Below are 21,300 nucleotides of genomic sequence, written 5' to 3'. Positions count from 1 at the left end.
TCGGCGGGCAGGGCCTCGCCGGTGACCATCAGCCAGCGCAGGTCCGGCAGTTGGGGCGCGTCGCCCTCGGTGTCCCAGGCGTCCAGCGCGGCGCGTAGCAGCGAGGGGACGACCTCCAGGACGGCGATCCGCTCGTCCCGGGCCATGCCGAACAGCGCGTCGGGGTCGGCGGCCATGTCGGTGCCGGAGACCCGCACGGTGCCGCCGACGATGAGCGGGGCGAGCATCTGCCACACCGACACGTCGAAGGTGAGCGGGGCGTTCTGGACGACGCCCTCCCCGGCGGCCAGGTCCAGGTCGCCGACCTTGGCCCAGAGGTGGTTCATCATGCCGGAGCGCTGCACCATGGCGCCCTTGGGCTTGCCGGTGGAGCCGGAGGTGAACATCACGTACGCGAGGTCCAACCCGCCACCGACGGACGGCAGTTCGCCTTCGTGCGCGGCGTCCGCCGGGTCGGCCAGCGGCAGGACGGCGGTCGCCTCGGTGGCGACGTCGGCGGCCTGTGCCTCGTACCCGGCGCCGACCAGCAGGTGGCAGGCGCCGCTGTCGTTCAGCAGGCCGGTGTTGCGGGCGGCCGGGGCGGTCGGGTCCAGCGGCAGATAGGCGCCGCCGGCGGCCTGGACGGCCAGCACGCCGGTGACGAAGGGGACGCCGGGCTCGGCGAACATCGCGACCACCGAGCCGGTGGTGACCCCGGCCCCGGTCAGCCGGGCGGCCAGGCCGGCCGCGCGGGCGACCAGTTCGCGGTAGTCGATCCGCTCGGTGCCGTCGGCCGCGGCGATCGCGTCGGGCGTGCCGGCCGCGATGGCACGGACCCGCTCGACCAGGCCCTGGTCGGCGGCGGTGGCCGGGTCCCAGGCGCCGAGCAGCCCGAGCGGCTCGTCGGTCGCGCCCAGGCCCACCTGGCCGAGCGGCCGGTCCGCGGGCATGGTGGCGAGGGTGCCGAGGAAGGTCTCGAACCGGGCGAGGTGGGTGGCGAGTTCGGCGGCGGTGTACAGCTCGGGGTTGCCGTCGAGGTGGATCTCGACGGTGCCGTCGTCCGCGTTGAGGACCGTCATGATGAGGTCCTTGACGATGCCGGTGGACAGGTTGACCACGACACCGCGGCAGCCGTCCCCGAAGGCCAGCTCCGGGTCCTGGTTGAGCACGTTGATGAACGGGCCGAAGGCGCGCTGGTCGTCGATCCGCAGACCGATGTCGCGGCGGACCTTGTCGCCGCGGTAGCGCTGGTGCTTCAGGGTGCCGGCGACCTCGATCCAGGCCGCGCGCAGCAGCTCGGTGCGGGTCATCTCCGGGCGGACCCGGACGGCCAGCGGCAGGTAGTTGGCGAGCATGCCGGGGATCTCGCGGCTGACCGCGCCGACCCGGCCGGTGACCGGCAGGGTCAGCAGCGGAGCCGGGATCCCGGTGACGCGCTGGGTGTAGGCGGCCATCGCGGCGACCATCAGGACCGGCATGGTGACCTTGCCGTCCTGGGCGAGGGCGTGCAGCGCGGTGGTGGTCCCGGGGGAGAGCCGGGCCGTCTCGCGCAGCGCGACCCGGCCGGGGGCCGGCTCCTGCTCGGAGAGCGAGACCAGCTCGGGCACCGCACCGTGCCGGGCGGAGGTGAGGCGGTCCGTCCAGTAGGCGCGGTCCTTCTCGACCATCGACGAGTCGAGGTACTTGCGCTCGGCGTCCAGCAGCCGGTGGAAGGCCGGCATGCTGTCGGCGTCCAGCTCGGCCGGCCCCTCGCCGGCGGCCAGCCGGGTGTAGACGCCGGACAGCTTCGGGTAGAGCAGCGAGCGGCTGAACCCGTCCGCGAGGATGTGGTGCATGCACAGGTAGAGCAGGTGGTGCTCGCGGTCCAGCCGGATCAGCGCGCCGCGGAACAGCGGGAAGTCGGTGACCTTCATCGGGTCGGCGTGGTCGGCCCGCATCCACCGCTCGGCGGCCGCCAGCGGCTCCGCCTCGCCGCTGAAGTCCAGCGTCTTGAGGGGGATCCGGGCGAGCGGGCGGATGATCTGGCCGGGGACGCCGTCCTCCTCGACGAACTGCACGCGCAGCCCCTCGGCCTCGTGGCCGAGGCGCTGCAGCGCCCGTCCGAGCAGCTCGGCGTCGAGCGGCCCGCGCAGATCGATGTAGTCCGCCATGTTGTAGGCCAGCGGCCCGGCGGCGAACTGCTCGTCGAACCAGATCTCGGCCTGCGCCGCGGTGAGCGGCAGGACAGCGTTCCGGTTTGTCGTCACTGCTTTGCTCTCCGTCATCCTCAGCCTCAGCCCCGCCTCGAAACTCTCGACCTCTGACACCGCCGACCCCGCCCCGTACGTCCGCTCAGCCGGACACGGTCTGGAGCCCGGCGGCGACGCCCGTCCCCAGCCCCCGGTGCTCGACCCCGGGCAGCAGGCCCTCCGGGCCGACCGAGCCGCGGACCCACTCGTCGTGGTAGACGGTGTCCATGTAGCGCTCGCCCAGGTCCGGCGAGATGGTCACGGCGGTCACCCGCTCGCGCACGCCGCCCGCGCCGTCGCCGTAGTGTTCGTTCAGCCAGCGCAGCGCCCCGCTGACCGCCGTCCCGGTGGAACCGCCGAACAGGAAGCCGCTGCGCATCAGCTCGCGGCAGGTGCGGACGGTGTCGGTCTCCTCGACGTGGATCGCGCTCTCCACCAGCGACTCGTCGAGCAGCGCCGGGCGCACGCTGGTGCCCAGGCCCGGGATGTGCCGGGTGGCCGGCGGGGCGCCGAAGGTGACCGAGCCGACGCTGTCGACCGGGATCACCCGCACCGAGGGGCGGCGCTCGCGGAAGTACCGGGCGCAGCCCATCAGCGTTCCGGTCGTGCCCGCGCCGATGAACAGCACGTTCAGGTCCGGGAACTGGCGGGCGATGGCCGGCGCGGTGGTCCGGTAGTGCGACATCCAGTTGCCCGGGCTCAGGTACTGGTTGAGCCAGACCCGCTTCGCGTCGGCGGCGAGCAGCGCCTTGACGTGGCGGATCCGCGCACCGAGGAAGCCCTCGGTCTCGTGCGGCTCGGTGATCAGGTGCACCTCGGCGCCGTACGACTCCATGGTGCGGCGGGTGACCTCGTTGCAGCGAGAGTCGGTGACACAGATGAACTTGTAGCCGCGGCTGGCGGCGAGCACGCTCAGGGCGACGCCCATGTTTCCGGACGAGGATTCGACCAGGGTCGAGCCGGGGCCGAGCACGCCCGCCGCCTCGGCCTGCGCGACCATTTCCCGGGCCGCTTTCAGCTTGATGGACCCGGCGAAGTTGAACCCTTCGACTTTCAGAAAGAGACGGTGCCCGAAGAACGGCTGCAGATTCACGAAGAGGTCGCTGACCTCGAATTCGTGCGACGCGGAAATGACCGGCACTGGAGACTCCTGGCCTTCGGTAACGAATTAGCCTCGGCGGCAAGCCTCTCGCCGGGCGCTGACGAGGGGCTGACGGATTGCTGACGGGGGCCGCCACCAGGGTTTCGGGCCGGTTCGACGGTGCGCGTCAGCGGTTCGTCAGCTGCCGGTCAGTTGCCCGTCAGCGCCATCGGAAAGCGTTTCTTATTCCGCACCTGCAGGCCTTCCCGAGGAGCCCGGTTTGAATCGGCCGTCCGCCATCAGTGAAGTCCTTCCGCTCTCGCCGCTGCAACAGGGACTGCTCTTTCTCTCGGAGTACGACCGTGAGGGGACGGACGTCTACACCATTCAGCTGGTCCTCGACCTGGACGGGCTGACCGACGCCGACGCCGCCGCGCTGCGCACCGCGGCGGGTCTGCTCCTGGAGCGGCACCCCAACCTGAAGGCCTGCTTCCGGCACCGCAAGAACGGCGAGGCGATCCAGGTCGTCCCGACGTCGGTCGAACTGCCGTGGCGGGAGGTCGCGGTCGCGGCCGGTGCGGCCGGGCCGGAGGCCGAGTTCGACCGGCTCGCCGAGGAGGACCGGCTGCGCCGCTTCGACCTCGCCCGCCCGCCGCTGCAGCGGCTCACCCTGGCCCGCGCCGAGGGCGGGCGCAGCCGGCTGGTCTGGACCGTCCACCACATCCTGGTGGACGGCTGGTCGATGGTCTCGCTGATCGGCGAACTCGCCGCGCTCGCCGAGGAGCTGAAGGCCGGCGGCACGCCGGCGAACCGACCGGAGGCCGGCTCGGCCCGCTACCAGGCGCACCTGGCCTGGCTCGGCGCGCAGGACAAGGAGGCCGCCCGGCAGGCCTGGACCACCGCCCTGGCCGGGGTCACCGACCCGACCCGGCTGGTGCCGGCGGGCCGGGCCCGGGCCGAGGGGGCGGGGGCGCTGCCGCAGGCCGTCCCGCTGGAGCTGACCCCCGAGGTCTCCGCGGCGCTGACCGGCTTCGCCCGCTCGCGCGGCCTGACCGTCAACGCCGTGGTGCAGGGCTGCTGGGCGCTGCTGCTGTCCCGGCTGACCGGCCAGGACACCGTGCTGTTCGGCGCGGTCACCTCCGGCCGGCCGGCCCAGATCCCCGACGTCGAGCGGATGGTGGGCCTGTTCGCCAACACGCTCCCGGTCCGGGTGGACGTCGACCCGGCCCGCACCCCGGCCGAGCTGTTCGCCGACGTGCAGCGCTCGCAGACCGACCTGCTGGCGCACGAGCACCTGACCCTGGCGGAGGTCCAGCAGCTCACCGCCGTGCGCGGCGAACTCTTCGACACCGCCCTGATGTTCCAGAACTACCCGATGGGCGGCCTGCCGCTGGCCACCGGCACCGGCCCCCGGGTGGTCGGCGCCGACGTCCGCTCCGCCACCCACTTCCCGGTCACCCTGACGGTCTTCCCGGGCACGCCGTTCGGCCTCGCGGTCAACCACGTGCCCGCGCTGGTCACCCGGGCCGAGGCCGAGCTGGTCGGGCGGCGCTTCGCCCGGCTGCTGGCCGCCGCCGTCGACCGGCCCGACGAGCCGTGCGGCCGACTGGACGTCCTGGACGAGGCCGAGCGGGCCGCGGTCACCGACGGCCGCAACGCCACCGGGACGCCGCTGTCCGGCCACTGGCTGGCCCCGCTGCTGGACGCGCAGGCCGCCCGCACCCCGGACGCGCCCGCCGTGCGCTGCGGCGGGGAGCGCCTGACCTTCCGTGAACTGCACGACCGCGCGGACGCGCTGGCGCACGCCCTGCGGGCCGCCGGGGCCGGCCCGGAGCGGGTGGTGGCGATCGCGCTGGACCGCTCCTGCGACCTGGTGGTGGCCGCCCTGGCCGTCCTCAAGTCCGGCGCGGCCTACCTGCCGCTGGACCCGGACTACCCGGCCGACCGGCTGCGCTACATGCTGGCGGACGCCGCCCCGGTGGTCACCCTCACCCACCGCCGGGTGCGTGAACTCCTCGCCGACGAGGGCGGGATGAGCACCGGCGAGCTGTGGGTGCTGGACGGGCCGGACGCCGTGCCCGGTGCGCCCGGGCAGCGCGCACCGCTGGCGCCGCTGGCCGACCACCCCGCCTACGTGATCTACACCTCCGGCTCCACCGGCCGCCCCAAGGGCGTCGTGGTGCCGCACCGGGCGCTGGTCAACCTGGTCGAGGACATGGTCGCCCGCTTCGCCGTGACCACCGGGGACCGCTTCCTCGCCGTCACCACCTTCGGCTTCGACATCGCCAACCTGGAGCTGTTCGTCCCGCTCGCCGCCGGCGCCGAACTGCTGGTCGCCGACCGCGAGACGGTCCGCGACCCGGCCGCCCTGGCGGACGCCGTCACCGGCCTGGACGCCACCCTCCTGCAGGCCACCCCCAGCCTCTGGCAGTCGCTCGCCGCCGACCACGCCCCCCGGCTGGCCGGCCTGCGCGCCCTGGTCGGCGGCGAGGCGCTGCCCGAGCCGCTGGCCCGCACCCTCACCGCGCACTGCGCGTCCGTGACCAACGTGTACGGCCCGACCGAGACCACCATCTGGTCCACCGCCGCGCCGCTGACCGCCGCCGTGGCCGGCCCGCCGCCGATCGGCGGCCCGATCGCCAATACCCGGGTGTACGTCCTGGACGGCGCGCTGCGCCCCGTCCCCGACGGCACTTTCGGCGACCTCTACCTCGCCGGCACCGGCCTGGCCCGCGGCTACCTGGGCCGCCCCGGCCTGACCGCCGAGCGCTTCGTCGCCGACCCGTACGGCCCGGGCGGCGCGCGGATGTACCGCACCGGCGACATCGTCCGCTGGGACGGGGCCGGCGCCGCCCTGGAGTACGCGGGGCGCAGTGACCACCAGGTCAAGATCCGTGGCTACCGCATCGAACTCGGCGAGATCGAGTCCGTGCTCGCGGCGCAGCCCGGAGTCCGGCGGGCCGTCGTCACGGCCCGCACCGACCGGGCGGGGGACGCCCGCCTGGTCGCCTATGTCGTACCGGCAGGGGTCGACCGCGACCGCTTGCGGGAGCGGGCGTCATCGGTGCTGCCCACGCACATGATCCCTGCCGTGTACGTTCCCTTGGACGATCTGCCGCTGACCCCCAACGGCAAGATCGACCGCAAGGCCCTGCCCGCCCCGCCGGACGAGCGGGCGGGCACCGGACGCGAGCCCGCGGGGGAGCGCGAGGAACTGCTCTGCGCGGTCTTCGCGGAGGCCCTCGGGCTCGACCGGGTCGGCGCCGACGACGACTTCTTCGAACTCGGCGGCCACTCGCTGTCCGCGACCAGGGTCGCCAACCGGCTGCGCGCCGCGCTCGGCGTGGACGTACCGGTGCGGGCGCTGTTCGACGCCCGGACGGCCGAGGCGCTGGCCCGCGCCCTCGACCCCGGGGCGGCCCGGGGCGCCGACGCGGCGCAGCCGGTCCCCGGCCGCCCCGCACTGCGCGCCGTGCCGCGGCGGCCGTCCTCGGTGCCGCTCTCCTTCGCCCAGGAGCGGCTCTGGTTCCTGGACAAGATGGACGGCCCCACCGGCAGCTACAACATCCCGCTGGCGGTCCGCCTCACCGGCCCGCTGGACGCCGCCGCGCTGGCCGCCGCCGTCGGGGACGTGGTGGCCCGGCACGAGAGCCTGCGCACCGTCTTCGCCGAGGCCGACGGGCTGCCCTCGCAGCTGGTGCTCTCCGCCGAGGAGGCCGACCAGGCCGGCGCCCGGCTGGTCGTGGCGGACCTCTCCCAGGAGCCGCCGGGCGCGCTGGCGGCGGCGCTGGCCGCCGAGGCCGCCCACCCGTTCGAGCTGTCCGCCCGGGTGCCGCTGCGGGCCCGGCTGTTCGTCCTCGGCCCGGACCGCCACGCGCTGGCCCTGACGGTGCACCACATCGCCGCCGACGGCTGGTCGCTCGGCCCGCTCGCCCGCGACCTCTCCGACGCCTACCGGGCCCGGCTGGCCGGCGCCGCCCCGCGCTGGGAGCCGCTGCCGGTGCAGTACGCCGACCACGCGCTCTGGCAGCGCGAACTGCTCGGCTCCAAGGACGACCCGGACAGCCTGGCCAGTGCCGAACTCGCGCACTGGCGCGAGGCGCTGGCGGGCATCCCGGAGGAACTGGACCTGCCCACCGACTTCCCCCGCCCGGCCCGGGCCGGGCACCACGGCGCCGAGGTCGAGTGCACGGTGCCCGCCGAGACCCACGCCCGGCTCGCCGAACTGGCCCGGCGCGGCGGCGCCAGCCTGTTCATGGCCGTCCAGGCCGGTCTCGCGGCGCTGCTCACCCGGCTGGGCGCGGGCACCGACATCCCGCTGGGCAGCCCGGTGGCCGGGCGCACCGACGACGCGGTCCGCGACCTGGTCGGCTTCTTCGTCAACACCCTGGTGCTGCGCACCGACACCTCGGGCGACCCGGCGTTCACCGACCTGCTCGGGCGGGTCCGGGAGACCGACCTGACCGCCTACGGGCACGCCGAACTGCCCTTCGAGCACCTCGTGGAGGAGCTCAACCCGGTCCGCTCGATGGGCCGCCAGCCGCTCTTCCAGGTGATCCTGGCCTTCGAGAACAGTGCCGACCCGCTGCCCGCGATGCCCGGCCTCACCGCCGAGGTGCTGCCGGTCGACAGCACCACGGCCAAGTTCGACCTGTCCTTCCAGGTGCAGGAGCGGACCGGCCCGGACGGTGCCCCGGCCGGGCTGGACATCCGGCTGGAGTACCGCGAGGACCTGTTCACCGGGGCGACGGCGGCCCGCCTCGCCCGGGCCCTGGCCACCCTGCTCGACTCCGCCGCCCGCACCCCCGAGGCCCCGCTCAGCGCCCTCGACCTGCTCACCGCCGAGGAGCGCCGGGTCCTGCTGGAGGAGTGGTCCGGCCCGACCGCCCCGCTGGCCCCGGTCACCCTGCCCGCCCTGTTCGAGGGCCTGGCGGCCGCGGACCCGGACCATCCGGCGGTGGTCGCCCCCGACGGGGTGCCGGCCGGCGAGGAGACGCCGCGGCTGTCCTACGCGGCGCTCAACGAGCGCGCCAACCGGCTCGCCCACCTGCTGCTGGAGCGCGGGGTCGGCCCGGGCGACGTGGTGGCGCTGGCGCTGCCGCGCTCCCCGCAGCTGGTGGTCGCGCTGCTGGCGGTGCTCAAGACCGGCGCCGCCTACCTGCCGGTGGACCCGCAGTACCCGGCCGAGCGGATCGCCTACATGCTCGGCGACGCGGCGCCCGCCCAGGTGCTGACCGCCGAGGCGGTCGCCGACCGGCTCCCCGGGCTGCCCGACGGCGTCGTCCCGCTGGTCCTGGACTCCCTCGGCACCCGGTCCGACCTGACCGGCCGGCCCGACCGCAACCCCGTCGACGCCGACCGCACCCGGCCGCTCAGCCCGCGGGACGTCGCCTACGTGATCTACACCTCGGGCTCCACCGGCCGCCCCAAGGGCGTCGCGGTGCCGCACCTGGGGGCGGCCAACCTGGTCGCCAACCACCGGGCGCGGATGGGCGCCGGGCCGGACACCCGGGTGCTGCAGTTCGCCTCGTTCAGCTTCGACGCCACCGTCTGGGAGCTGTGCGCCTCGCTGTACTCGGGCGGCACCCTGGTGGTCGCCACCGACGAGAGCCGGATCTCCGGCGAGGTGCTGGGCGCGCTGCTCGCCGAGCACCGGATCAACCACGTGGTGCTGCCGCCCACCGTGGTGGCCGGCCTGCCCGAGGACGTGGCGCTGCCCGCCGACCTGCACCTGCTGGTCGGCGGCGAGGCCTGCCCGCCCGCGCTGGTCGACCGCTTCGCCCCGCTGGTCGAGTTCCGCAACGCCTACGGCCCGACCGAGACCTCGGTCTGCGCCACCTGGAGCGACCCGCTGCGCCCGGGCGGCGGCCGCCCGCCGATCGGCCGCCCGCTGGACAACCACCGGGTGTACGTCCTGGACGCGGCCCTCGCCCCGGCCCCGGTCGGCGTCACCGGCGAGCTGTACGTCGCCGGCGCCGGCCTGGCCCACGGGTACCTGGGCCGCCCGGTCACCACCGCCGAGCGCTTCGTCGCCGACCCGTACGGGCCGGCCGGCACCCGGATGTACCGCACCGGCGACCTGGTCCGCTGGCGGGCCGACGGCACGCTCGACTACGTCGGCCGGGTCGACCACCAGGTCAAGCTGCGCGGCTTCCGGATCGAGCTCGGGGAGATCGAGGCCGCCCTGGTCCGCCACCCGGTGGTCACCCAGGCCGCGGTGCTGGTCGCCCCCTCGCCCACCGGCGTGCCCCAGCTGACCGGGTACGTGGTGCCGCTGCCCGGCGTCGCCGCCGTCGACGTGCCGGTGCTGCGCGCGTTCGTCGCCGAGTCGCTGCCCGCGCACATGGTGCCCGCGACCCTGGTGACGCTGCCCGCGCTGCCGCTGACCGCGAACGGCAAGCTCGACACCCGCGCCCTCCCGGCGCCCGGTGCCGCGTCCGCCGCCGCCGTAGGGGCCCCGGAGCAGCCGCCGAGCACGCCGGCCGAGGAGATCATCGCCGGGGTCTTCGGGGAGATCCTCGGCCTCGACCGCGTCGGCGCCGACGGGGACTTCTTCGCCCTCGGCGGCGACAGCCTGCGCTCGGTGCAGATCGTCAGCCGGGCCGCGAAGGCCGGGCTCACCCTCTCGCTGGCCGACGTCTTCACCCACAAGACGGTGGCCGCCCTCGCCGCGGCCGCCCGGCCGGCCGCCTCGCACCGGCTCCCCACCGCGGTGCTGGAACCGGTCCTGCCGATCCGGCCGACCGGCACCGCCGAGCCGCTGTTCTGCGTGCACGGCGGCGTCGGCTTCGGCCTGCCGTACGCGGAGCTGGCCCCGCACCTCGACCCGGACCGGCCGGTGTACGCGCTGCAGTCCGACGGTGTCGCCGCGCCCGAGGGGGAGTGGGAGCGGCCGCAGGGCGTACGGGAGTTGGCGGCCACGTACCTGGCGAGGATCCGGCGGGTGCAGCCGCACGGCCCGTACCACCTGCTGGGCTGGTCCTTCGGCGGACTGGTCGCGCACGAGATGGCGGTGCAGCTCCAGGCGGCGGGCGAGCGGGTGGCCTTCCTGGCGGCGCTGGACGTCTTCCCGGTGCGGCCGGGGGACCACAACCCCACCGACGAGGAGATCCGCGAGGCCTTCCTCGCCCACCACGCCACCGGGACCGGGATCGACGACGGGGAGCTCCGCCGGCTGATGGCGGTGATGCGCCACCACACCGACATCGCCCGGGAGTTCACCCCGGGCCGGTTCGACGGCTCGCTGCTGCTGTTCACCGCCGCCGACGAGGTGCAGGGCGCCCCGGCCGCCGAGCTCGCCGACCGCTGGCGCGCGCACCTGACCGGCCCGCTCACGGTGCGCGACGTCGCCTGCGGCCACGAGGAGATGCTCGGCCGGGCGGCGGCCCGCCGGATCGGGGAGGTGGCCGACGCCGCGCTGCGCCGGTCCTGAACGGCCGGACGGCCGGGCCCGGACTCCGGGCCCGGCCGCTGCGGGGCCGAGGCGCATGCACCGGTGTCGGGGCGCCCACGCCAAAGCGCCGACGGCCCCCGAGGGGAGCCGTCGGCGCGACGGGGCGTGCTGCCCGCGCCCCGGCGGACTACAGCGACGGATCCTGCATCAGGATCGCCTGGTAGAGGTGGTGGAGACGACGACTCGGCTTGAGCCCCAACTCGTCGTCGAGCCACTTCCGGGTGCGGTGGAAGATGTCGACGGCCTCCGACTGCCGGCCGCACCGGTACAGGGCGATCATCAACTGCTCGCTGAACCGCTCGCGTTCCGGGTACTGGGCGAGCAGCTGCTTCAGCTCGGCGACCACCGCCCCCGCCTCACCGGCCTGCAACTGCGCCGAGATCAGGTCCTCCCGGGCGGTCTTGCGCTGCTCGTCCAGACGCAGCGCGACAGCCCGGCACCAAGGCCCGTCGCTCGTGTCGAGCAGAGCCGGTCCGCGCCACATCGCGAGCGCCTCGCGGAGCGTGTCCATCGCTTCGAACGGCCGGTCACTGACCAGCCCCGCGCCCTTCTCCGCCGTCCGCAGGAACCGGTACGCGTCGACCGAGCCCTCCGAGACGTTCAGCATGTATCCGTTGTCGACCGTGCGGATGAGCTCCTGGTCCGGCCCCTCCAGACCAAGCTCCGCCAAGGATTTGCGCATGCGTTTGACATTGGCCTGCAAAGCATTGCGCGCGTTCTTGAGCGGCGCCTCCCCCCACAGTTCGTCGATCAGCTCGTCGAAGGCGACCACCTGACCGGCGTTGAGCGCCAGCATGGTGAGCATCACGCGGTTCTTCTTCGCCCGTAGACCTACGGTGCGCTGACCGTCGCCGATCAATAGTGGGCCTAATATGGAGATGTACACCAAATTCCCCGTCCCTAGCGATGAACTCCAGCCACAAGCTTTTCTCTTGCGACCTCAGGCCTGCCACCGCAAACAGTGGTCGACTTGTTTAGGGTGGCCTGACAAAGGGGAAAAGCCTGGGTATCATTCGCGCTGGTCAAGTATCGGACACGCAAGGCTCGTCCGGCCATGTACCTTCGTACATGAGTTGATGAACCTGTGCGACCAGCCCCACCTGAAGTCGGGACTCCACCCCCAGTTTCGCCAGGATGTTGGCGACGTGCGCCTTCACCGTGCGCTCCGTGACGTGCAGTCGGTCGGCGACGCCGCGGTTGGAGTGTCCGGCCCCGATCAGGTAGAAGACCTGTCGTTCCCGTCCGGACAGTGTCCCGACCCGGGTGAGTTCATTGCGCCAGCGCGCTGAGGCGAGGCTGCCGTCACTGTGCATGGCCACCCCCCTGACCGCCCTGCTTCCCCGTGGTGCGTCCACCGGCAGGTGCGCCCCCCGGCGCCGGGAAGGCTCTCACGTGACGACGAACGCGCATGCGATTCTACAACTCCCGTAACAAACCACCATGGGACAGTCGGCGTCAAACCCCTTGTTACGACTGGTTGCGTCCGGGTGTACGCACGAAAACGGCCGGGGAGGGGCTAAGCCCGTCCCCGGCCGTCGAGTTGGCCGTGCCCCGTGTTACGGGAGGGTCGTGCGCGCGGCGGAGGCCGCCGCCGCGGCCACCACGATGGCCGGCAGCCGCGGGGTCCGGGTCGTGGTCTGGCGCGCGAGCCGCGAGGGCCAGAAGGTCTTCCAGCCGAGCAGGGTGACCACGGCCGGCAGGACGACGATCCGGATCACCGTCGCGTCGAGCAGCACCGCGCAGGCCATGCCGACCCCCATCTGCTTCATCTCGATGAAGTTCAGCGAGGCGAGCAGGGCGAACACGCAGACCATCACCACCGCGGCGCTGGTCACCACGCCGGCGGTGCGGGTGATGCCCTGTTCGACCGCCTCCCTGACGGAGAGTCCGCCGCGCGCCGCCTCCCTGATCCGGCTGACCACGAAGACGTGGTAGTCCATCGACAGGCCGAGCAGGATCACGAAGAGCATCAGCGGCAGCCAGGCGACCACCCGGCCGGTGGACTCGAAGTGCAGCAGGTCCTCCGCCCAGGTGTGCTGGAAGATCAGCGCGAGCAGGCCGAAGGAGGCCGCCGCGGACAGCACGTTGAGCACCACGGTGATCAGCGCGAGCATCACCGAGCGGAACGCGGCGGTCATCACCAGGAAGGTCAGCACCAGGGCCACGCCGAGCACCCAGGGCATCTTGTGCATGACGTTCGCCCGGTAGTCGACGTCGAACGCGACGTCGCTGCCGCCCACCGCGAACTCGGCGCCCGCAACCGCGCCGAGGGTCTGCGGGGCGAGGTCCTGGCGCAGCCGGGCCAGCGAGGCGCGGGCCTGCGCGGAGCCGCTGTCGAACCGGGTGCCGATCGCGACGGTGGCGACCGTGCCGTCCGGGGAGGTGTGCACCACCGGCGCCGGGTCATGGACGAAGAGCTCGTCCTGGTCGGCGCGTTCGACCAGCGCGGCCACCGCCGTGCCCAGTTCCGCGGTCCGGTCGGCCGGGACCTTCACCGCGACGGTGTGGGTGTCCGCCTGGCTCGGGAAGGAGTTGGTCAACCGCTCGTTGGCCTGCATGGCCGGGATCGACCGGGGCAGGTCGTCGATCCCGGTGGCCTTGAGCTTCAGGCCGAGGGCGGGCACCGCGAGGAGGAGCAGCGCACCGACCGAGAGCACCAGCGCGATGACCGGGTGGCGCAGCGAGGGCTTGAGCATGGTCGACCACAGCCGCGGCTTGACCCCGCCCTTCTGGGTGAGCCGCCACACCAGGGGGATCCGCGGGGAGTCCAGGTAGCGGCCGAACCGGGACAGCATGGCCGGCAGGACGGTCAGCGAGGAGGTGATCGCGATGGCGACCACCAGCACCGCGCCGGTGGCCATCGACTCGAAGGCGAGGTGCCCGGCGAGGTAGAGCGCCCCCATCGAGATCATGACGACCACTCCGGACACCAGCACCGAGTGCCCGGAGGTGGCGGCCGCGATCTCGATGGCGTCGATGTTGTTCGCGCCCAACGCCCGCTCCTCGCGCTGGCGCTTGAGGTAGAACAGCGAGTAGTCGACCCCGATGGCCATGCCCATCAGCACGATGACGTGGGTCACCGGCCCCGGGTCGGGCACCAGTTGGGAGGCCACCCCCCACAGGCCGAGCCCGGCGAGCACCGAGGACAGGCCGAGCACGACCGGGACGCTCGCGGCGACGATGGCGCCGAAGACGAAGACCATGACGAGCAGCGTCACCGGCAGGCTCAGCACGGTCGCCTTGCCGAGGTCCTTGCTCAGCATCTCGTTGAGCCCGGCCTTGATCGAGCCGGCGCCGACCAGTTCCATCCGCAGCTCGGTGTGCGACCCGTGGGTCCTCGCCACGCTGTCGATGAGCGGCTGCACCCGGTCGGCGGCGGTCTCCGGATCCCCGTCGAGGGTCACCGGGACCAGCAGGGCCGAGCCGTTCGGGGCGGGCACCGGGGCGTCGATCGCCCGGATGCCGGGGAGCGCCTTCAGGTCGCGGGTGGCGTCCGAGGCCGCGGACTGCGCCTGGACGGAGTCGAGCCGGCCGCCGCCCCACGGGGTGATGAGGACGTTCTCCACCGCGCGCTCCTGGAGGCCGCCGCTGCGTGCGATCGCGGCGGCCCGGCCGGACTGGCCGATGGAGAGGTCGGAGGTGGTGGCCTGCCGGGTGCCCGTGACGCCGCCGACCACGAGGGCCCCCACGACGAACGCCACCCAGAGCGCTATCGCCCACCAGGGGTGGACGGCGCTCCACCGAGCGGCCCTGGTGATCACGTTCCTGCCTTCCACGATCACGTTCCCCTCCTCAAAAGAAATGCCCGGATCGGACACGGGCCTGACCAATGAGTCCGGCCGGTGCGGTGCGGCGTGCGCCTGCGTCTCTGAATCTAGTGACGCTTCGTCGCATGATCACGGGTACAACTTCGACGATTGGAGGGGGAGTTTCTTCTACTTGACAGCCGACGTACGAGGGTTTCCGTCGGATTCCCCAGGCGGCATTTGATACCACATCCGCCGGGACACGTTAAAGGGCCCGTCGCCGATCAGGGCGACGGACCCCGCGTATTGCTCGGGAAGCGGCAGGTCGGCGACTCTCCATGGCCCGGGCAGTGGCCCGGAGCGTGCGTATACGGTCGCCTCCCGCCCGGTGTGCGCGACCGGGATCCCCATGCCCTGGGTGAGTCTGCCGCCCGAGGCCTTCACGCACGCCTCCTTCCTGGTCCACAGCCGGGTGAAGGCGTCGTGCCCGTCCCGGGCCACCAACCGCCGTTCCTCCGGTGGGAAGAAGCGACCGGCCAGCCGGTCGATGTCCAGGTCGGCGCGGGCCAGCTCGACATCCACTCCGACCGGCCGCGATGCCAGGGCGAGCAGGGCGATCTCGCCCGAGTGCGACAGGCTGAAGTACAGGCCGGCCGCACCCTCGACCTCCGGCTTCCCCCACGGGCCGCGGGTGAAGCTCAGCGCGGCCGGGGGGCGGCCGAGCCGCTCGCCGAGGACGATCCGGGTGGCGGCGTGCGCGAGCACGAAACGGCGCCGCAGCCCGGGCAGTCGTCCGCTCCGGGCTCGCGCCTTCTCCTGCTCGTCGAGCAGTTCCTCCAGGTGCCGGGGGTACCCGTCCGGGTCGTCCCCGGGGGCTTCGCCGCCCGGTTGATCCGGGTGGTCCCCGCCGTTCAGCGGAATCTGCCAGACCTCGACCGAATCTCGACCGGCCGGTTGTTCTGTCCCGTTCAGGGCCGGCCCACCTTTCCGGTGTGCAGCCCCTGGAACAGATTCAGCTTCTGGATGTTCCGTGTCCCCTCCATGAACTCGGTGCCCCGGGCGTCCCGGGCGAGTTTGTCGAGGAGCGGGTGATCCAGCCGGGCGCCCGGTCCGAAGAAACCGAGCGCGTGCATCGTCACGTCCTCGGCGAGTTCGCAGGCGCGCGCCTTCGCGGCCGAGGAGAGGTGCCCGGCGGCCGGCCGGCGGTCCACCGCGAGGGCCGCCCGGTAGGTCAACTGCCGGGCCGCGTCGATCCGCTGGCCGAGCGACTCGAACAGCTCGCGCTCCGCGCCGCGCAGCACCTCGCGGTTCTCGGCGACGTAGTCGTGGGCGGCGCGGGCGATGCCGAGGGCGATCGCGGCCACGCTCGGGCGGAGCTGGTTGAAGACCGAGACGATGCTCCACATCCCGCGCCGGGTCGGCGGCAGGTGGGCGCCGAGCACCCGTTCGGCCGGCACGTGCACCCGGTCGAGGGTGATCCGGGTCAGCTGGACGCCGCGCAGGCCGAGGGTGGGCAGCGGCTCCGCCCGGAAACCGGGGTCGGCGGTGTCCACCAGGACGGCCAGCACGCCGAGCCGCTCGGTGCCCGCGACCCGGGCGAACACGGCGCCCAGGTCGGCCCGCGCGGCGTTGCCGACGTAGCGCTTCTCGCCGTCCAGGAGGTACGAGCCGTCGCCCACCGGGGTCAGCGTGGTGGTCATCTCGCCGATGGCGGAGCCGCGGTCGGGCTCGGTGAGGGCGAAGCAGGTCCAGCGGGGGCGTTCGGCGAGCCGGCCGTACACCCAGTCCTTCTGCGCCTGGCTGCCGAGCACGCTCAGCAGCACCCCGCACATCGAGGCGCCGGGCGCGCCCAGCATCATCCCGGCGTCGCCGCGCGCCAGTTCCTCGCTCACCAGGACCCGCTCCAGGGTGGCCAGGCCGTGCGCGGGGCCCGCGCCGGCCGCGGCGGACGCGCGGTCCCATTCCGGCGGCACCTGGTGGCCGGCCAGGAACCGGACGGCGGGCAGGTCCAGGTAGCGGTGGACGGCTTCCGGGTCCCGGTCGATCTCGAGCGCGCCCGCCCGCAGGTCGTCGGCCCACCGCCGCACGTACCGGTGCGTGGTTTCCAGCGAGCCGGGCAGGCTGATCACACGTTCCCCTTCCGGGAGTCGACGTTCGGTGCGGAGTCCCCGGCCGGCCGCGGCCAGCCGCAGTACACGTCGGCGAGGAGCTCGGAGGCGTACGCCGCCCGGCCCGGTCCCTCCGCGGTGAAACCGTACGCGCCGAGCAGCCGCAGCAGCGCCCGGTCGGCCTGGGTGATCTGCGCCTGGAGCCGGGCGAGGGCCGGCCCGTCCAGGGGCAGGCCGGGGGCGAGCGGGGAGTCGTCCGGTCCGGGGCCCTCGGCGAGGTCGTCGAGGACGCCCTCGATCTCCAGGTGGTCGATCAGCACGTCGGCGAGCGCGCCCTTGACCAGCTGCTGCAGCAGCAGTGAGCTGCCCTCGACCTGCCGGGCCGCCAGGTAGGCGAGGCAGGCCTCCCGCAGCCGCTCGGACGCGCCGAGCCGCAGCCAGGCGAGCCCGGTGCCCCAGTTCCGGGCGTCGGGGGCGGACGGGTCCGGGGGCGGGCCGGCGGGGCCCAGGACGGCGAGGCCGGGCACCGGGTCCCGGTCCCCGTCCGCGTCGTCGTCACCCGACTCGGCGAGTTCGCCCAGGAGTTCGCGCGGGACCACGGCGTGCCCGCGCGGGCCGCGCGGCGCCACCCCGGGGGACAGCGCGCGGGAGAGCAGGGTCAGTGCGGGGACGAGGCCGTCATTGCGCGCGCTCGTCCGTGCCTCCCGCCAGTGCTCGCGCACCTCGGCCGGAACCGTCATCGGACCCCCAACTCCCCCGTGTCGAGTGTGCAGTAGGCCAGGAAGTCGCGTTCCCGGTCGTAGTCGGCCACCACCACCGGGCGGTCCCGGTCGGCGGCGGCGAGCAGGGCGGCCCAGCCGCCGGTGGCGGGCTGTCCGGCCGCCACCCTGATCAACGGTCCGTCGTGGGCCGGAAGTTCAGCGCCGCCCTCGGACAGCCCGGAACCGGCGACCAGTGCGGCCGAACCGTCCCAGTCGGCGAACAGCGCCGGCTCCGGGCGGCCCTGCGCCATCCCGGCCGGGGCCGCGTCGCCGCCGTCCCAGTGGATCAGCAGCGCGACCGCCGCGTCCCCGTGGACGGCGGCCGGTCCGGTCGCGGGCAGCGGGAACGGCTGGGTGCCCTGGTCCACGACCAGCAGCAGCAGCCGCGACCAGCCGCACCGCCGGGCGTACTCCACGGCGACCCGCAGCGCGCTGAACGGCGCCAGCACGCCCTGGTCGGACAGGGCGAAGGAGAGCGGCTCGCCCGGCAGCCGCCGCTTCACGCAGGAGGCGACCAGTTCGGAGTGGTCGAAGTCCGGTGCGGCGTAGGCGACCACCACCACCTCGGGGCACTCCTCGGCGGTCAGCGGCCCCAGCGCGTCGAGCGCGCCGTAGGCCAGCTCCACCGAGGTGCGCCGCCCCGAGTCGGCGAACTGCCCGCGGTCGAAGGCGGCCCCGTAGAGCGCCCCGAGCTCGCGGTAGAAGTCCTCCCGCGCGCCCTCCGGCTCGTACGGCGCACCCGGCCCCGGCGGGGTGTGGACGCCGGCCCGGACCAGCCGCGGCAGGACCGCCGTCGCCGTCGCCGTCGCCGGGCCGGACGGGCCGTCCGCGCCGGCCGGGGCCGGGGGCCGCACGGGCGCAGTCGCGCGGAACATGCTTAGGCGCTCGCTTCCGCGGCGACGAAGCCGGCCAGCGAGCCCACGGTCTCGAAGTGGGTCATGTCCAGCTCGTCGGCGTCGAACTGCACGTCGAGGATCTCCTCGATGGTGATGAGTAGTTCGAGCGCGCTGCTGGAGTCCAGGCCCAGCTCGTCGAAGAGGCGGACGCTCGCGTCGGCGCCGGAGACGTCCTTGTTGAGGACCTCCGACAGGCCCTTGCGGACGGCGTCGACGTACTTCGCGTCGGTGGTGGCGGTGTCGGTCATGCTGTTCTCCTTGGGCTGGTCCCGGCCGTCGGTCGGCCGGTCGGTGGTCAGTTCTGGTCGTCGCCGGCGGCGCGGTAGAGCCGCTGGCGGCCGAGCATCGCCTCGACGTCGTCGCGCTCCCGGATCAGGTGCGGCCGTCCGTCCAGGACGAGCACCTCCGCCGGGTAGCCGTGGCTCAGGAAGTGCACCGGGGAGGCGGTCGGCCCGTACGCGCCGGAGCGCTGCACCCCGATCAGTTCGCCGGCCCGCAGCGCCGGCATCGGGACCTTCTTGCCGATGACGTCGTTCGGCGTGCAGAGCGGGCCGGTGATGTGCCAGGGCTCGGTGGCCGGCTCGTCCAGGCGCTCCAGCGCGGCCATCGGGAAGTTGCGCTTCACGTACGAGCCGATGCCGACGGCCGCCATGTGGTGGTTGGTACCGCCGTCGGTGACCGCGAAGTTCTCGCCCATCGAGGTCTTGGTGTAGCGCACCCGGGTCACGTAGGTGCCGGAGGCGGCGACCAGGAACCGGCCCAGCTCCATGATCATCCGGGTGTCCGGGTGCCGCTCGCGGAAGGCCGCGATCAGCGGGTTGAGCTGGGCGGTCAGCTCGGCGACGTCGAGGTCCTTCTCGTTGTCGAAGTAGGCGATGCCCAGGCCGCCGCCGACGTCGACCGTCTCCAGCGGGAAGCCCAGCTCGGTGGAGAGGCGCTCGGCCAGCTCCAGGATCCGCCGGGTGTTCTCGACGACGGACTCCTCGATCAGGATGCGGGTGCCCAGGTACACCTGGACGCCCATCAGCCGGATGTTGGGGTAGCGGGCGGCGAGGCCCTTGCCCTCGGCGAGCAGCAGCTCCTCGTCGGTGCCGAACTGGCGCGGCTTGCCGCCCATCGTCAGGCCCGAGCCCTTCACCGAGAAGCTCGGGTTGACCCGCAGCGCGACCCGCGCGGTGATCCCGCGCTCGCGGGCCACCTCGTCGATCAGGTCCAGCTCGCCGATCGACTCGCAGACGATCGCGTGGATGTCCTCGTCCAGGCAGGCCGCCACCTCGCCGCGGCTCTTGCCCGGGCCGAGGAAGATGATGTCGTGCGGCTCGACCCCGGCCCGGCGCGCGGTGACCAGCTCGGTCAGCGAGGACACCTCGGCGCGGGAGCCCAGGCTGTGCAGCAGCGCGCAGACGGAGATGTTGGGGTTGGCCTTGAGCGAGTAGAAGACCTCCAGCGCCGGGTGCAGCGCCGCGCGCAGCCCCTGGAAGCGGGTGGTGATCTCCTCACCGTCGTACAGGTAGAGCGGGGTGCCGAACTCCTCGGCGAGCTCGGTGATCCCGAGGCCCTGCACCTCGAATGCGACGCTCACGGTCAGCTCCGTTCCGGGTAGGCCGCGAGGCGGCGGGTGATGTCGGTGTCCAGCGCCTCGATCTCCTCGTCGGAGGCGCCGACGAGCACGCCGTACAGCCGGCCCTCGAAGCCGTCCGCGTCGGTGCCCGCGGCGGCGTTCACCGTGGCGTAGTTGTTCACGAACAGGCCGCGCGGGCGCGCGCCCCGCTCGGTCAGCAGCAGTCCGTCCAGCACCTCGGCCAGCTCGGCGAAGGGCAGCGGGCGGGCCAGGCGCAGCGGGAAGTGCCGGGCGACGGCGACCTCGTCGGCCCCGGCCAGGCCGCCCTCGTGCACCACGTTCTGGTACGTGGACATGTTGTTGCGGGCGTTGATCTCGATGACCGGGTACAGGCCCTCGTCCGGGTCGACCATCGCGTCGACGCCGACCACGCCGTAGTAGCCGTCGGCGGCGAGCCGCTCGCCGAGCCGCAGCGCGGTCGCGGAGATCTCGGCGACCTGCGCCCCGGTCAGCCGGGCCGGGATCCGGTGGCCCTTGTGGACGCCGTTCTCGGTGAGCAGCTCCTTGACGAAGTCGAAGTGCGTGGAGCCGTCCCGACCCACCGTGAACTGGTAGTTGAGGTCGCAGCGCTTGGCGACCCACTCCTCGATCACCAGCGCGGTGCGCGGGGCCCCGCCCGCGGCCTTGGCGGCGCGCTCGGCCTGCTGGACGGCCATCCGGTGCAGCCGGCCCAGCCGGGCCTCGCTGTCCAGCACGACGATGCCCTTGCCGGACACGCCGAACGCGTCCTTCAGCACCACCTTGCGGCCCGACGCCAGGAGTTCGCCGGCCGCGGCCACCGCCTCGGCCAGCTCCTCCAGCGTCTCGCAGGCCCAGCCGCGGGCCTGGCGGATGCCCAGCTCGTCGGAGAGCCGGCGGCTGTACACCTTGCTGTTGACCCGCTTGCAGACGGCGGCGCTCGGGGCGCCCAGCCGCAGCCCGGTGCGCTCGGCCAGCTCCTCCTCGACGGTGGAGATCCCGTGCGCGGTCAGCCGGGCGCCCTCGCCGGCGACGGCGGACAGCGCGCGCAGCAGCTCCGGGTCGGCGAGGGCGTCCTCGCTGACGGTGCGCTGCGGGTCCTGGTCGGCCACCACGTGCACGGTGGGCAGCTCCAGGCCGAGGCCCTCCAGGTAGCCGCGGTAGCCCTCGTCCAGGGCGGTCTTCAGCACGACGTGGTCGTTCTTGCCGCCGAGCAGCAGCGCGAACTCGTCCATCCGGTTCACCACCGCGCTGCCCGCGTGCGAGGCGACCCGGGGCAGCGCGGGCTCGCCGAGCGCCCAGTGGTTCTCCACCTCGAAGTTGCCCAGGAACACCAGCGGGGTGTCCGCGGACCCGGTCACGGCGCGCTTGAGGCGCGCGCTGAAGCCGGAGGACGGTAGATGCATGTCGACCTCGTCATTTCTCGTGTGCGCTCGGGCGCGGTGCGCGGGGTGCGCGGCGGGCTCAGG

Annotated in this window: 13 protein-coding genes; 1 reads left to right on the top strand and 12 read right to left on the bottom strand. The window is 73.7% G+C overall.

Features of this window, described 5'->3' with window-relative positions:
• Both P3T27_RS08075 and sbnA read right to left on the bottom strand, forming a co-directional pair.
• The coding region (locus P3T27_RS08075; protein ID WP_280675744.1) for a condensation domain-containing protein at positions 1-2,225 on the bottom strand (2,225 nt) is incomplete at its 3' end.
• 85 nt (positions 2,226-2,310) lie between these two features.
• Positions 2,311-3,348, bottom strand: coding sequence for a 2,3-diaminopropionate biosynthesis protein SbnA (sbnA, locus tag P3T27_RS08070; protein WP_280675742.1), 1,038 nt, complete (start codon positions 3,346-3,348; stop codon positions 2,311-2,313).
• 220 nt (positions 3,349-3,568) lie between these two features.
• Here sbnA and P3T27_RS08065 point away from each other — a divergent pair, with 220 nt between their 5' ends.
• Complete coding sequence (locus P3T27_RS08065; protein ID WP_280675740.1) at positions 3,569-10,720, top strand: non-ribosomal peptide synthetase; 7,152 nt, start codon at positions 3,569-3,571, stop codon at positions 10,718-10,720.
• Between the two features lie 148 nt (positions 10,721-10,868).
• Here P3T27_RS08065 and P3T27_RS08060 read toward each other — a convergent pair whose 3' ends face one another.
• The 10 genes from P3T27_RS08060 to P3T27_RS08015 form a co-directional block, all read right to left on the bottom strand.
• Positions 10,869-11,549 (bottom strand): AfsR/SARP family transcriptional regulator, encoded by a 681-nt coding sequence (locus P3T27_RS08060; RefSeq protein WP_280675739.1) that lies wholly within the window; start codon positions 11,547-11,549, stop codon positions 10,869-10,871.
• A gap of 214 nt (positions 11,550-11,763) precedes the next feature.
• Positions 11,764-12,054: a helix-turn-helix transcriptional regulator gene (locus P3T27_RS08055; RefSeq protein ID WP_280675737.1), complete on the bottom strand. Its 291-nt coding sequence runs from the start codon at positions 12,052-12,054 to the stop codon at positions 11,764-11,766.
• Positions 12,055-12,297: 243 nt separating this feature from the next.
• Positions 12,298-14,523 carry an MMPL family transporter gene (locus tag P3T27_RS08050; RefSeq protein WP_280675735.1) on the bottom strand — a complete coding sequence of 742 codons (2,226 nt, stop codon included), beginning with the start codon at positions 14,521-14,523 and terminating at the stop codon, positions 12,298-12,300.
• Positions 14,524-14,676: 153 nt separating this feature from the next.
• Positions 14,677-15,252: a 4'-phosphopantetheinyl transferase superfamily protein gene (locus P3T27_RS08045; protein WP_280675733.1), complete on the bottom strand. Its 576-nt coding sequence runs from the start codon at positions 15,250-15,252 to the stop codon at positions 14,677-14,679.
• A gap of 203 nt (positions 15,253-15,455) precedes the next feature.
• Positions 15,456-16,616, bottom strand: a complete 1,161-nt coding sequence (locus P3T27_RS08040) for an acyl-CoA dehydrogenase family protein (protein ID WP_280675731.1) — start codon at positions 16,614-16,616, stop codon at positions 15,456-15,458.
• On the bottom strand, positions 16,613-17,335 hold the full coding sequence (locus P3T27_RS08035; protein WP_280675729.1) for a hypothetical protein: 723 nt from the start codon (positions 17,333-17,335) through the stop codon (positions 16,613-16,615). The genes P3T27_RS08040 and P3T27_RS08035 overlap by 4 nt, the downstream gene beginning before the upstream one ends.
• Entirely contained in the window at positions 17,332-18,231 is a 900-nt protein-coding gene (locus P3T27_RS08030; RefSeq protein WP_280675727.1) for a hypothetical protein, read from the bottom strand. The genes P3T27_RS08035 and P3T27_RS08030 overlap by 4 nt, the downstream gene beginning before the upstream one ends.
• A gap of 2 nt (positions 18,232-18,233) precedes the next feature.
• Complete coding sequence (locus P3T27_RS08025) at positions 18,234-18,500, bottom strand: phosphopantetheine-binding protein (protein ID WP_280675725.1); 267 nt, start codon at positions 18,498-18,500, stop codon at positions 18,234-18,236.
• Between the two features lie 47 nt (positions 18,501-18,547).
• Positions 18,548-19,834 (bottom strand): type III PLP-dependent enzyme, encoded by a 1,287-nt coding sequence (locus tag P3T27_RS08020; RefSeq protein ID WP_280675723.1) that lies wholly within the window; start codon positions 19,832-19,834, stop codon positions 18,548-18,550.
• A gap of 2 nt (positions 19,835-19,836) precedes the next feature.
• Positions 19,837-21,237, bottom strand: a complete 1,401-nt coding sequence (locus tag P3T27_RS08015) for an ATP-grasp domain-containing protein (protein WP_280675721.1) — start codon at positions 21,235-21,237, stop codon at positions 19,837-19,839.
• Positions 21,238-21,300 lie beyond the last annotated feature (63 nt).

Source organism: Kitasatospora sp. MAA19, from assembly GCF_029894125.1.
Lineage (GTDB): Bacteria > Actinomycetota > Actinomycetes > Streptomycetales > Streptomycetaceae > Kitasatospora.
Note: the sequence above shows the minus strand (reverse complement) of the source record. Positions and strands in the feature narration are given on the sequence as shown.

Excerpts from the sequence above, each read along its gene's own strand:
- P3T27_RS08015 (WP_280675721.1), bottom strand. The coding sequence starts at position 21,237 with ATGCATCTACCGTCCTCCGGCTTCAGCGCGCGCCTCAAGCGCGCCGTG.
- P3T27_RS08025 (WP_280675725.1), bottom strand. The coding sequence starts at position 18,500 with ATGACCGACACCGCCACCACCGACGCGAAGTACGTCGACGCCGTCCGC.
- P3T27_RS08030 (WP_280675727.1), bottom strand. The coding sequence starts at position 18,231 with ATGTTCCGCGCGACTGCGCCCGTGCGGCCCCCGGCCCCGGCCGGCGCG.
- P3T27_RS08035 (WP_280675729.1), bottom strand. The coding sequence starts at position 17,335 with ATGACGGTTCCGGCCGAGGTGCGCGAGCACTGGCGGGAGGCACGGACG.
- P3T27_RS08055 (WP_280675737.1), bottom strand. The coding sequence starts at position 12,054 with ATGCACAGTGACGGCAGCCTCGCCTCAGCGCGCTGGCGCAATGAACTC.